This is a genomic window from Arcticibacter sp., assembly GCF_053551015.1.
The window spans coordinates 120,603-135,321 of the sequence record NZ_JBMQOB010000020.1; the positions used below are offsets into that span (position 1 = coordinate 120,603).

Annotated in this window: 7 protein-coding genes; all 7 read left to right on the top strand. The window is 45.9% G+C overall.

What is annotated here, in order from left to right; genetic code table 11:
• Positions 1 to 251: 251 nt before the first annotated feature.
• Positions 252 to 3,521 carry a SusC/RagA family TonB-linked outer membrane protein gene (locus tag ACO1NU_RS13755; RefSeq protein WP_448819065.1) on the top strand — a complete coding sequence of 1,090 codons (3,270 nt, stop codon included), beginning with the start codon at positions 252 to 254 and terminating at the stop codon, positions 3,519 to 3,521.
• A gap of 31 nt (positions 3,522 to 3,552) precedes the next feature.
• A complete protein-coding gene (locus ACO1NU_RS13760; RefSeq protein ID WP_448819066.1) occupies positions 3,553 to 5,589 on the top strand; it encodes a RagB/SusD family nutrient uptake outer membrane protein in 2,037 nt (678 codons plus the stop codon).
• A gap of 336 nt (positions 5,590 to 5,925) precedes the next feature.
• Positions 5,926 to 9,066: a DUF6298 domain-containing protein gene (locus tag ACO1NU_RS13765; RefSeq protein WP_448819067.1), complete on the top strand. Its 3,141-nt coding sequence runs from the start codon at positions 5,926 to 5,928 to the stop codon at positions 9,064 to 9,066.
• Positions 9,067 to 9,088: 22 nt separating this feature from the next.
• Entirely contained in the window at positions 9,089 to 10,486 is a 1,398-nt protein-coding gene (locus ACO1NU_RS13770; protein WP_448819068.1) for a glycoside hydrolase family 140 protein, read from the top strand.
• A 2-nt stretch (positions 10,487 to 10,488) separates the two neighbouring features.
• Complete coding sequence (locus ACO1NU_RS13775) at positions 10,489 to 11,418, top strand: glycoside hydrolase family 43 protein (protein ID WP_448819069.1); 930 nt, start codon at positions 10,489 to 10,491, stop codon at positions 11,416 to 11,418.
• Positions 11,419 to 11,434: 16 nt separating this feature from the next.
• Positions 11,435 to 13,294 (top strand): exo-alpha-sialidase, encoded by a 1,860-nt coding sequence (locus ACO1NU_RS13780; protein WP_448819070.1) that lies wholly within the window; start codon positions 11,435 to 11,437, stop codon positions 13,292 to 13,294.
• Positions 13,291 to 14,718: a sialate O-acetylesterase gene (locus ACO1NU_RS13785; RefSeq protein WP_448819071.1), complete on the top strand. Its 1,428-nt coding sequence runs from the start codon at positions 13,291 to 13,293 to the stop codon at positions 14,716 to 14,718. The genes ACO1NU_RS13780 and ACO1NU_RS13785 overlap by 4 nt, the downstream gene beginning before the upstream one ends.
• Position 14,719: the final 1 nt, after the last annotated feature.

Below are 14,719 nucleotides of genomic sequence, written 5' to 3' on the forward strand. Positions count from 1 at the left end.
ATGAAAAAATACTACAATATATCGGAATAACTACTCGATATATTTGCTTACAGCCAAATTATCAATATCCTAAATAAATACACTAAGCAGTTGATCTGGATTGTTCATCTGCTTAGTAAATAGATCATTATACTTAAAATTATTGAATATGAGATAAAGCTTTACTATTCGGATAGCCAGGTGAATTATCACTGCTTATCACCCCACCTCAAATTATTGAAATCTAACAACTAACATTAATCTAATATTTTATGAACTTACTTTTACAATCAAGCCTTCATCGGACAAAGATTCCGGCGATGTTCTTGGTCTGTCTGTTTGTATTACAAAATACATCTTTTGCTACAAGTTCGGCATATCTTATCGCGGCAGAGAAGTCGGCGAATGCGCGAGTGAACATTACGGGAACGGTAAAGGACTCCAAGGGAGAAGTACTTCCCGGGGTAACAGTCAAGATCAAGGGATCTAATACGGGGACAAGTACTGACATCAACGGTACATTCCGTCTCAACCTACCAAAAGGAAATGAAATACTAGTCTTTACTTATATTGGTTTTCAGACCAAGGAAGTGATGGCCTCAGGTACTAAAATGGACGTACAGCTGATTGAGTCATCAAATGACCTGCAGGAAGTTGTGGTTGTTGGTTACGGTATCCAGAAGAGAGAACACCTTACCGGAGCTGTAGAATCGATCAAGATGGACGAGGTTCAGGATTTACCGGTAGGAAACCTGGGAGCATCTTTGGCGGGTCGTGTACTTGGTCTTGGAGTAAGTGGTGGAACATCCCGCCCCGGTTCAACAGCAACGTTAACCATACGGAACCCAGTTGCACTCGCAAAGGATGGTGGTAATGTGGAGCCCCTTTATGTAATCGATGATATCATTCAGATAGGAGCGGACGGCAGAAACAGCAATACGATGTTTAATAATCTTGATCCATCAGAGATTGAAAGCGTTTCCGTGCTTAAAGACGGTTCTGCTGCGGTCTACGGATCAAGAGCTGCAAACGGTGTTGTGTTAGTACGTACCAAGAGAGGAAAGAACGGCGATCCTAAATTTTCTTACAGCGGTTCTTATGCGATCAATGACGAAGCTTACAGAAGCAAGATGATGAGTGCTTACGAGTTTGGGCAGTATTTCAACATTATGAACGGCCCGAATGGTGCGAATGCGATCAAAAACAATACGTATAAAGATCGTGTATTCAGCCAGGATGAGCTCGATCACTTTAAAACCATTAACTATGACTGGTTAGATGAGGCATGGACTTCAGCATCTAATATGCGCCATACCTTAAATGTAAGTGGTGGTACCGAAAAAGCAACGTATTTTGCCGGTATTACATATTTCACTCAGGACGGAAATCTAAGCAGTCTTGAGTATGATCGTTGGAACTTCAGAGCAGGAACGGATGTAAAAGTAGGTAAGAATATCAAAACCGGTCTTCAGGTATCAGGTAACTATTCTAACCTCACCAAAACGTATAACAAAATTGGTGGAGAAAGTATCGATAATGATTACGTGAATCTTTTAAGGGCTCCACGCTACATTCCAATGTACGTTGACGGATATCCCGTAAAGCTACCTTCGTCAAGTGACGCCTTGTCAAGGTATCATTTCTTTGAAATAGAGCGTTTGGGTAACCTTGCAAAAGATAAGGACAGAACCATGACTGTCAATCTTTTCGCTGAGTATGATGTGCCTTTTATAAAGGGTCTAAAGGGAAGAGCTTCTTATGGTAGAAATCTGGGAGCCAACCATGGATCACAGGTGGGTACACTCCTGAGACTATATGAGTTCAACCGTACAGGTGAGCACCAGCATATCTATGATCAGGGTGCTACTGTGAATTCTTACAGAGACTGGGAAAATGGAAACCGTCTGTATTATTCAAACAGCAATTCGAATTCATATCAGCTGAACTTAACAGCCAGCTACGCCAGGGATTTTGGGAAGCATTCAGTAGGTGGATTATTCTCTGTTGAAAGGGCAGAAGCTAATTCCGATCAGGAAGACGTATGGAAAGCATCTCCTTCTTTAACAACTAACGGACAATTCGGAAGTGCATTCGGCGCCATTGATGCAAGAACATCAGCTGCAGAGTCAGGCTCACTATCTTATGTAGCAAGGGCAAATTATGCGTACGATGATAAATACCTGGCAGAGTTTTTATTCAGAACTGATGCTTCAACCAAATTTGCACCTGAAAACTACTGGGGTAAATTCTACTCTGCCTCAGCGGGATGGATTGTGTCAAAAGAAGATTTCTTCAATGTTGACGCGATAGACTTTCTTAAATTGCGATATTCAATCGGTTTGTTAGGTAAAGATGATACGAAAGCCTGGTTATGGAGACAACGTTATACTTACCAGAATGGTAAGGGATCTGTATTCGGATCTGATACATCTCCATCATCTACAGGTATGAAGATGGAAGCTTCACCAAACAGGAATGCGACCTGGTCTGACGAGTTGAAAAATAACCTTGGGATAGATGCCCGGTTTTTCCAGGAAAGGTTGTCTGCAAATATTGAAGGGTTTTATAATAAAGGAACTAACCTGCTGATTGAGCGTACCGGTATTGTGCCAATCACAATTGGAGGTTCGGTTGCATCAGAGAACTATGCTGCAATGGACTTATTCGGATATGAAATCGGTCTTGGCTGGAGAGATAAAGTAGGAAAGGATTTCAACTATGGCATTGATGTTCGGTTAAACTGGTACGATAATAAGGTAAAAAAAGGCAACTTTAATGATAACGATATTATGTATCCATGGAATGCACAGCCAGGTAAATCAAGCGACAACGGTGTTTGGGGTTATGATTACATAGGTATGTTCAAAACTCAGGCAGATATTGATGCGTATGTTCAACAATATAACATCACACAGGTTTTTGAAACTCCAGCTGCTCAACTTAGACCAGGAACGCTGTATTACAAAGACGTGAGAGGTCCGTTACAGGCCGATGGCACATTCGCTGCTCCAGACGGTATCATCGATTTTCATGATCAGATAAAGCTCAAGGACAGAAAGGATAACCATTATGGAATGGGATTCACCGTGAAGGCGAGTTACAAAGGCTTAAGCGCCGATGTCGTTATTTCGGGTTCCTTCGGCGGATGGTCTGAGATTGATGGCGGTACCAGAAAAAAATTAAACAACGATATCACGAGAGGATTCCAGAGTTTACCTGCTATCTGGGGTAATATCTACGATCCGGAAATTAATCCAAATGGAACGATGCCTAATCCGAACTTCGACAAGATCAACTTAGAGCCGACTTCAAGATTCTGGCAGGTGAATAGCTTCCGGATGCGTATGAGAAACTTCAATGTGGGCTACAGCTTACCGAAAAGCTTTACACAGTCGATTAAGGTAAACAATGCCCGTGTTTTTGTTACCGGTACAAATCCATTGAATTTCTATAACCCATTCTCTTATAGAGATTCAGATGTTGCTTTCGACTCTTTCCCGAACTTAAGGACGTTTTCCTTCGGTGTGAATGTTTCGTTATAGTTTAAGTGATAAAGCATTAAAATAAACAATCATGAAAAGAAATATAAAACTTATATGCTTGCTGGTGTCTGTTATGATAGCCGCCGGTAGCTGCAAGGACGACTTTCTGGCTGAGAAACGCGACTTTGGTGGTGTGAACGAGGAAGTTTTCAAAGACGCGATTACTGCGACAGCCTATGTTGATTACATTTATGGACTGTTTCTTCCGGCGAATAATGCGAACTCGATGATTTCAACAAACTCCGCAAGTGAGAACGGAACGTATAATACTTTCTTTACGCAAACGACGGAAGAGTTAGCAGGAGAAACAGACTACAATAAGCCATGGGCTCAGATTTCTTATACGAATAATCATGCGAATAAGTATTTCGGTCAGCGAATGGGTACTTCCATTAACAATAACACCTGGACTCGTATCAAGCAAATCAATATCTTTTTGAGTGAGATCGACAAGCATGGCTTGCCAGAGCAAACCAGAAAAGAGTTGAAGGGCCAGATGTATTTTTGGAGAGCATGGCAGTATTTTGAATTAGTGCGTCTTTACGGCGGTGTACCATTGGTTCTTGAACCACAAAATCCAATCCTTTCTGAGGGCGGCGATTCTCAAGTAGCGCGTAGCAAAACTTCGGAGTGTATTGAACAAATCTGTGCGGATCTGGATGAGGCAACAGCTTTACTTCCAGGTAAATGGAATAACGACAACTGGGGGCGTATTACCAGTGGTGCGGCTGCTGCGCTAAAAGGAAGAGTGTTATTAACCTGGGCAAGCCCGTTGTTTAATCCATCAAACGATGTTGCGAGATGGGAAAGATCATACCAGGCAAATGCAGCTGCAAAAGCTCTTCTGGAAGCAAATGGCTTCGGTTTATTTAAAACAGGAGGTACGGCAAACGCTACTGCATGGGCTAATATGTTTTTAGCTGAAGTGGGTAACCCGGAGGCTGTGATCGTTTTCAACTTTAATACAGTGAACTCTGATCAGGTAATGAAGTTCAATGGTTGGGAGCAAGCAATCCGTCCTAAAGAAATAAGCGGTGGTGGCTCTGTATCTCCGACCAAGCAGATGCTGGATGCATTCCCAATGAAAGATGGAAAAGCGATGGGACAATCTGAGAAGTACACTTACGATCAGAACAAGTTCTATAAGAACCGTGATCCACGCTTCTATAAAACGTTTGCCTACAACGGATCTATCTGGCCTTATAAAGACGATGCAAACTTCAAGGTGTGGACTTATACATGGAAGAAGAAAGCGACAGACGCTCTGCCACAAGCTACGACTGAAAGTCGCGGTGCGAACTCAAGCGGAATCTATCTTTGCAAGGCTTCGAACCCTGCTGCTTCCAACTCGCTTGGAGACTTCAAGATCAGCGGAACAAACTTCATGGAGATGCGTTTTGCTGAGGTTGTACTGAACCTTGCAGAAAGTGCGATAGGTTCTGGCAAATTGGCCGAAGGTCTGGAAGGTATCAAGTCTATACGGGAAAGAGCCGGTGTGGAGAACACTGACGGCAACTACGGATTGGCTGATGCTGCAGGAAATCAGGATAAGCTTTTTGCTGCCGTGATTAACGAGAGAAAGATTGAGTTAGCATACGAAGGCAAACGTTTCTTTGATCTAAGGAGATGGAAATTGTTTGAAGAAGGCTCACCTACAGCATTGCGCCTTGGTGTGAAACCTTTAAATGGCACCCGTAGAACAGGATTATACATCTCTGTTAAAACGAGTACTGGTGCTGACTATGTGAATGATAAAGGCGTTGATCCGCTGATTAAGCCAGCTAACGGAACTGCGCCTGTCATCGACAGAAACGCTGCTTCTTCATCATACCCTGCAGGTATCACTACGTATGAACAATATGTGGATTATCTATACGAGAAGCATTTCAAGGTAACTGAAAGAGATGATCTTGATAAGACCAATCCAGCAGATTGGAAGTTCAAATGGTACCCAGAGTATTACTTCTTCGGATTGAACCAAACCGTACTGAGTGGTAGCCCATATCTGCAGCAAACCACAGGATGGAACAGTTTGAATGGAATGGGAACTTTTGATCCTCTGAAATAATAAATATTCTTAAACAAAAAAGGGATAACAGCCAGGCGGTTGTTGTCCCTTTTTTGTTTGTGGAAATCGGGGAAAGCTTGCGGTAAGCGTTCCTGCAGCTCCTGCGGAAGCAGGAGCTGCAGGAACTTAATTGTAACAATATAGCGGCTTGAGCTTTCAGGATAAGATGCTACAGAAGATTGAGAAAATGCTATATAAAACTAAGCGGCACTGCCTATACATTTGTAATGAGATATACTTTCTAACCAAAGGTATTACTAAATTATTTTGTTGAGACCTGGATTGTAATTAGATCTCGTTATATCATTTAAACACACCAGATAAAATCTTCTCTAAATGAACGATTTGAATCTTTGCCGTAAATATTTGATTGCTGGCCTTCTGGCTTGCATGGCCTCTGTTTCTCCGTCATTTGCGCAAAAAGGGAAGGTTGAGCCTGTGCTGCCTATCTCATATAAGGGCAATAAACTGACTTATTCGCCAGATTCTCTTGGAAACCGTATTCCTGATTTTTCTTATGCGGGCTATAAGGCGGGCGAGAGGGCTATTCCTAACGCTCCTGTGAAGGTAGTGGTTCCTGTGAAAAGCGGCGACGCAACCAACCGGATTCAATCAGCCATTGACTATGTATCATCTTTGCAGCCTGACAAGAATGGAATCAGGGGAGCAGTGCTATTGCAAAATGGGCTTTATGAAGTCCTCGGCTCCCTGAAGATTTCTACTTCGGGGGTAGTCCTGAGAGGAAGCGGTATGGACGAAAAAGGGACGGTTCTGCTTGGAGCCGGAAAGAGCCGTGAAACGCTTATTACTGTTGCCGGACTTCAGGGACGCCGCAAAGCGGAAGGGATTAAGCTGGCGGATATCTATCATCCTGTGAACACCAGAGAACTGACTTTATCGGGTTCGCATAAATTCAAAGCCGGACAAACCATCGTTGTTCACAGACCTTCCACCAAGAACTGGATCGAGGCTCTGGGAACCGCGCATTTTGGTGGCGGGCTAACCAGTCTGGGTTGGAAGCCCGGGGATAAAGATCTGGAATGGGATAGGATGATCGTTGAGGTAAAAGGCAATAAGCTTATTCTTGATGCGCCTATAACGACAGCTCTGGATCCTTTATTCGGAGGAGGACATGTATCTGCTTACACCTGGGCCGGGCGTATTGCTGAGACTGGTGTGGAAAACATGCTGATGCGTTCTGAATTTGATGCGGCAAATAAGAAAGACGAAGATCACCGCTGGATGGCCGTGACTCTTGATAATGTGCTTGATGCGTGGGTGCGGCAGGTGAAATTTGAGCATTTTGCCGGGTCTGCAGTTCAAATACTGCCTTCAGCAAAGCGTATTACTGTTGAGGACTGTATCTCGCGTTCTCCTGTTTCGGAAATAGGAGGGCAACGCCGTTATACTTTTTATACTCTTGGGCAGCAAACATTATTTCAAAGATGTTATGCGGAGGATGGATACCATGATTTCGCTGTAGGTTATTGTGCTGCCGGCCCAAATGTCTTCGTACAATGTGAATCATCACTGCCGCATAGTTTCAGCGGAACGATAGACAGCTGGGCTTCGGGCGTTTTGTTTGATATCGTGAACGTCGACGGTCAGGCATTAAGCTATATGAACAGAAGCCAGGATGCACAAGGAGCCGGATGGACCGCAGCAAACAGCGTGTTCTGGCAATGCACTGCCTCGCTTGTTAATAATTATGCGCCTCCTACTGCAAGTAACTGGGCCTTTGGTACGTGGGCACAGTTTTCAGGGAATGGTTACTGGGATCAATCTAATGAACATATCAATCCGCGCAGCTTATATTACGCTCAATTAACGGATAGAATGGGTGCAGAACCTGCTACGCGCGCTTACCTGATGGAGGTTCCAACAGAGGCGTCGAGCAGTCCGAAGGTTGAAGTAGCTACTGAACTTACAAGGGCTTCAAGGAACCCTGGGGTAAGGCTTGAGGACTGGATTGCTCAGGCTGGATCGCGTAATCCGATCTCTGTAATAGCAAAAGGGGTTAAAACGATCGATCAGATCGGGGTTAAAGAACCTGTTAGGAAACCACAGGCTGGCATTGCACATGTTGAGAACGGATGGCTTCTTAGAGGCAACCAGGTGCTGACCGGTTCCAGACACAATGTTCCATGGTGGAGGGGCACTCTACAGCCGGATGATCTGAGTAAGTCTCAGGCGGCTGTGACCCGTTTCGTACCCGGAAGAACAGGGCTGGGTCTTACTGATGACCTCAATGAGGTTACGGACAGCATGAAAGAAAATAACATTGTGGCTCTTGATCATAACTATGGCTTATGGTATGAGCGTCGCAGAGATGACCATGAGCGTATCCGTCGTATGGACGGTGAAGTATGGGCTCCTTTCTATGAGCAACCTTTTGCCCGCAGTGGTGAGGGAAGAGCGTGGGACGGGCTGAGCAAATACGATCTGACGAAATACAATGCCTGGTATTGGGGCAGGTTGAAGCAGTTTGCTGACCTGGCTGATGAGAAAGGGCTTGTACTGATCCATGAAAACTATTTCCAGCATAATATTATTGAGGCTGGTGCACACTACGCCGACTTCCCCTGGAGAACTGCAAACAATATCAATAATCCAGGCTTCCCTGAACCGGTTCCTTATGCCGGCGACAAGCGTATTTTCATGGCTGAGCAGTTCTATGATGTGTCTCATCCGGAAAGAAGAGCACTTCACAGGGCTTATATCAGACAATGCCTGAATAATTTCAAAGACAACAATAGCGTAATCCAACTGATTGGTGCTGAGTTTACAGGCCCGCGTCACTTTGTAGAGTTCTGGCTTGATGTGATCAAGGAATGGGAGAATGAAACGCAGAATAAAGTTGTTATCGGTCTGAGTACCACGAAGGATGTTCAGGACGCTATTCTGGCTGATGCGTCTCGGTCGGCTATTGTTGACCTGGTGGACATCCGGTATTGGCATTATCAGGCTGACGGCTCTGCCTATGCGCCTGAAGGCGGTCAAAACCTGGCACCCAGACAGCATGCGAGGTTGCTTAAACCTAAGAAAACATCCTTCGATCAGGTTTACCGCGCGGTGAGCGAATACAGGAAAAAATATCCTTCGAAGGGGGTGATGTATTCAGGCGATAGCTATGATAGTTTCGGATGGGCTGCATTCATGGCAGGGGGATCGCTGGCGCAGTTACCCGCGTCTCTAAATGCGGATTTTCTCCGCGCAGCTTCAACGATGAGTCCTGCGGAAAAATCAGCAGAAGGAAGGTACGATCTGAAAGGTAAAAATGGATTGATCGTGTATTCCGTTTCAGGCAAGGATCTGCAGATAGATCTGCGGGATTATAAAGGATCATGCAGGTTGACCTGGATTGATCCGAAGAACGGTCAGAACCAAAGAAAATCGAATATAGTAAAGGCAGGAGGGATCCTGAAGGTAGACAAACCTACAGCCGGTGAATCGGTGCTTTTGGTAAGTCTTATTTAGTTACACACTTAAATTGTTCATAATGCGTCGTATTTTTTATTTATCGCTTTTAACATTATCCGTCTTAGTAGCATGTAATACCGGGAAGGAAGCTTTGCAAACAACAGGACCTTTAAAGGTTTCTGAGAACGGAAGATATATAGTTAAAGAAAATGGAGATCCTTTTTTCTGGTTAGGGGATACAGGCTGGCTGCTGTTCGGAAAGCTTAGCCGCGAGGAAGCCGACAAATATCTTCAAAATAGAAAAGACAAAGGTTTTAATGTGATCCAGGTGATGATGCTGCATTCGGTCGCAGCAGAAAATTTCTACGGGGATTCGGCTTTGGTGAATAAAGATCTTTCGAAGCCTCTGATCACCGAGGGTAATGCTGCAGGCGATTCGCTGCAGTATGATTTCTGGGACCATGTAGACTACATAGTAGACAAAGCAGCAGAAAAGGGCTTGTATATGGCAATGGTGCCGGTTTGGGGCAATAATGTAAAGAATGGTTATGTCTCTGTAGAGCAGGCTGAATCTTATACTAAGTTTATTACCGACCGTTATAAAAACCGTTCGAACATCATCTGGTTGAATGGTGGCGACATAAAAGGCAGTGACTCCATCGCTGTTTGGCAAACTATAGGAAAGGGGCTTAGGGCACAAGATCCAAATCACCTGATCACTTTCCACCCGAGAGGACGTACTTCATCTACAGAGTGGTTCCACAATGAAGAATGGTTGGACTTCAATATGTTCCAGTCAGGACACCGTCGTTACGATCAGGATACCACCGCAAAGGAAAAACACCATTACGGAGAGGATAACTGGAAACATGTGCAGTATGACTACTCGCTTAGCCCTGCGAAACCGACTATCGACGGGGAGCCATCATACGAAGGTATTCCCCAGGGATTACACGATACTTTGCAGCCACGCTGGACAGACAGTGACGTGCGCCGTTATGGGTACTGGTCTGTTTTTGCAGGTGCGTTCGGATATACATACGGACAGAACTCGGTGATGCAAATGCACAATGCGAAAGATACAGGAAGTGCTTACGGTTCTCACCAGTACTGGGATGACGCTTTGAATGAGCCGGGAGCGGGACAGATGGTCCATATCAAGACGCTGATGCTGTCGCGTCCTTTCCTTGAGCGTGTTCCAGATCAGTCTCTGATTGCGGATAACGGTGAGAAGTACGATTACCTGGTGGCAACACGCGGTGCTGACTACGCCTTTGTGTACACGTATACAGGTCGCAACTTCAAAGTAAATATGGGAAAAATCAGTGGCGATAAGGTTAAGGCCAGCTGGTTCAATCCAAGAGATGGTAAGACAATGGAAATCGGTGAGTTCCCGAATACAGGTACTCATGAATTTGACCCTCCTGCTGAAGTGAAAGCAGGTAATGACTGGGTTCTTATTCTGGATAAAGCTTAGAAATGATGAAACGTTTGTTCATAGCACTTGCATCGGTCGCGCTTCTGGCGACATCATGTTCCCGGCAGGCATATGTCTTCACATCGTTCAACGAACCCGCAACTGCGGGTTTGAGAATGTTGTACAGCCAGGACGGGTATAAATGGAACGACTTCGGCCGTGTTTTCATGAAGCCGGAGATCGGGGACCAAAAGATCCTGCGGGACCCTTCAATGGTCCAGGGGCCTGACGGGACCTATCATCTGGTATGGACAACGGGCTGGAAGGGAACGAAGGGATTCGGGTATGCGAGTTCCAAAGACCTCATCAACTGGTCGCCACAGCGCTCTATCGAGGTAATGAAGCATGAGCCTTCAACAGTAAATGTGTGGGCTCCGGAGATCTTCTATGATGATGAGGAGAAGCAATTCGTTATTATCTGGGCATCCACGATACCTCATCGCTTTCCGAAAGGAGTAGAGGAGGAAAGTAACAATCACAGGATGTACTACGTCACTACGAAGGATTTTCAGACATTTAGCGATACAAAGCTTTTCCTTGATCCAGGGTTCAGCGTTATTGATGCAGTTATTGTGAAGATGGAAAAAGGGAAGTATGCGTTGGTGCTGAAGGATAATACCCGTCCGAACCGGAATATGAAGATCGCCTACTCTGATAAGGCAACGGGGCCTTATACCGGCGTGACAAGCGCGGTAACAGGCGTACTTACAGAAGGCCCTTGTGTGGTCAGAGTGAAGGACCGTTGGCTGATGTATTATGACGCTTACGGAGAAAAGACTTATCGGGCACTTAGCACGAAGGACTTTGTGAAATTCGAAGACGCCACCAGCAAGCTATCTATCCCGGAAGGCCATAAACATGGCACGATCGTTCCAGTTCCACAGCGTGTGATTAACAAGATACTGAAAGATTCAGGGCAGGAGAAGAACTGACATTGCATAAAAGAATATGATTATAAAGAAATACAGAGCCAGCCTGGCCGCATTTATGTTCATAGCAGGTACTGGCATCGTGAATACTATACAGGCTCAGGATGTTGTTCACTATACAGGTACAACCCTGTCTAATGTAGATTACCACCACGGTCAGCTTAGTCCGGCCGTGGGTGTACATAATATCCAGATTATGCGGGCTAACAGAGAGCAGCCCGCGCAGGAGAACAGTTACGGCTGGACCTATAACCATGCGACCAACATGGCTTACTGGAACAATACTTTTTTTCTGCACTACCTGAGCGATCCGGTAGGAGAGCATATTCCACCGAGCCAGACGCTGTTGATGACCTCAAAAGATGGTTATAACTGGACGAAGCCGGATGTGATCTTCCCTCCATACAAAGTTCCTGACGGCTATCAGAAAGCCGGTGTTAAGGGAGTGGCAAAGGATCTGTACGCGATCATGCATCAGCGGATGGGTTTCTTCGTTTCCAAAAAGCAACGTCTTCTGGCGCTTGCCTATTACGGGATTGCCATGGATGCGAAAGACGATCCGAATGATGGAAAGGGTATAGGCCGGGTGGTGAGAGAGATCCGCAAGGACGGCTCATACGGACCGATCTATTTTATCCGCTACAATAAAAGCTGGGATCAGAAAAAATCTGCTTACCCGCTGTTTTCAAAGAGTAAGGATAAAGGCTTTGTTGAAGCTTGCAAGGAGTTGTTAGCGAATCCCCTGGTAACACAGCAGTGGGTTGAAGAGGCAGACCGGGATGATGAATTGATTCCTTTGAAAAAGCAGTATAAAGGGCTGAGCTCCTATCATCTGCCGGATGGAAGGGTAGTAGGACTATGGAAACATGCTTTAACTGCGATCAGCAAAGATGGTGGAAAAACCTGGCCGGAAAATGCGGTAAGGGCACCTGGGTTTGTGAACAGTAATGCCAAGATATGGGGACAAAGAACTTCTGACGGTAAATATGCAACGGTTTATAACCCATCGGAATATCGCTGGCCACTGGCGCTTTCGGTAAGTGACGATGGTTTGAACTACAAGAACCTTCTACTCGTTAACGGCGAGATATCGCCGATGCGTTACGGAGGGAACTACAAGTCATACGGTCCTCAATATATCCGTGGTATCTCCGAGGGGGATGGTATCCCACCGGACAACAATATGTGGCTGTCGTACAGCATGAATAAGGAGGATATCTGGGTTGCAAAGGTACCTGTTCCAATTATGGATAAAGTTAGCCAACACGCAGACGATCAATTCAACACACTGCCTGCAAAGCAAGAGTTGAAGATGTGGAATATTTATAGTCCGCTCTGGGCACCCGTCTCTGTCGACAAAGCAGCAGATGGAATAAAATATCTGACCTTAAAAGACAAAGACCGCTACGATTATGCCAAAGCGGAGCGGGTTATCCCTGCGACTAAGAAGCTTGTTGCCGAGTTTGATGTTACTCCGGCGCAGAATGATTTCGGTTCGCTGGACATCGAGTTCCAGGACAGCAAGGGAACCCCTTTTGTACGCCTGACTTTAGATTCGGTAGGGAACCTAAACTTCAAGGCAGGATCACGTTATAAGGGGATCATCAAATATGAAGCGGGTAAAAAATATACCCTTAAAGTGACCTTAAACACCGAGACGCGCATGTGTACCGTCAACGTAAACGGAGATAAGAGCTGGAACGGTATTGCGTTTTCGCCGGTTGCATCAATAGAACGTGTTGTTTACCGTACTGGTGACGTTCGCCGTTTCCCTGATATCGATACTCCTGCAGACCAGATCTACGATCTGTCTCAGCCGGGAACACCGGTGCGTGAGGCAAAATACACGATCGGACATCTGAAAACTTCTGCGCTATGATCAAACGGTTCTTCGCCCTGGCCATCTGTTTAACTGCTCTGACGTCGCTACGTGCGGAAGTGGTACTCCCCCGGATACTGGGGCACAACATGGTGCTTCAGCGCGAAGAACCTGTGCCCATCTGGGGTACAGCCTCTGCCGGCGAAAAGGTTCAGGTGAAGTTTGGCGCTCAGTTGAAGACTACGCAGGCTGATGCAAGCGGAAAGTGGAAGGTTGTGCTAGACCCCATGAAGGCGTCGGGCAAAGCTGAAGAACTCCTGATCTCCGCATCAAACAATATTGTGCTGAAGAATATTCTGGTGGGCGACGTCTGGCTATGTTCCGGACAGTCGAACATGGAATATACCATGCGCAAGAACAGCAAGGTAGCCAAGCCATACAGCGGGCGCAATCCGGTGGATGAACTCGACTATGCCAATAACGATAGTATACGGATCTTTCTGGTCAACCGGAAAGAACTTATCAAGCCAGATCCTGCGCATCAGGGCTGGAGTGCTGCAAGGGATTCTGCTTTAAGGTCGTTCTCGGCTGCTGCCTACTTCTTTGCGAAGGAGCTCAGCGGGAAGCTGGGTGTTCCTGTAGGCATGATCTCTTCGGCCGTGCCGGGAAGCAGGATTGAACCCTGGATACCTGCGGCCCTTTTGAAGAATGGTGAGGGTGATCCCGGCAAGTTTTATACGCCGATGATCGAGCCCCTTCAACCATTTGCCATTAAAGGTTTTCTATGGTACCAGGGCGAAAGTAACTGCTTTCTGAATGAGAGAGCATCTTACACAGAAAAAATGACGCTGCTGATCAACAGCTGGAGGAGTGCCTGGGGAAAGAGTGAACTTCCGTTCTACTACGTACAGCTGGCTCCCTTCTATTATTCAAGAAGTGACGGTAAAGTGAAACTGGACAGCTTATCTCTGCCCGAGTTCAGAGAAGCTCAGGAACAGGTTCTGCAAGTGTCGCACACAGGGATGATCGTGACTACCGATCTGGCGAGCGACATTAACGACATACATCCTCCGTTCAAATGGGAGATAGGCAGGAGACTCGCGCTTTTGGCCTTGAGTCGTACTTACAAGGCAAATATTACGGGACATGGTCCTGTGTTTAAAAAACTACGCATCAAAGGGGCTGCAGCTGAACTTACGTTCGACTTCAAAGGAGCGGGGCTTTATAGCAAAGACGGACAGCCACTCAGATGCTTCAGCATAGCGGACAAAAGCGGCAGGTTCGTACCTGGGCAGGCTTCCATACGCCGTGGCAAGGTTATCGTTTCTGCGCCATCGGTGAAAAAACCGCTGAGCGTACGCTTCGCATGGAGCGAGGCGGATCAACCCAACCTGTTCAACAGAGAGGGCTTACCTGCTGCTCCGTTTAGAACAGACCGGCCTGCCGGACTGAAAAATAATGAATTCTTATACACCACTAATTAAC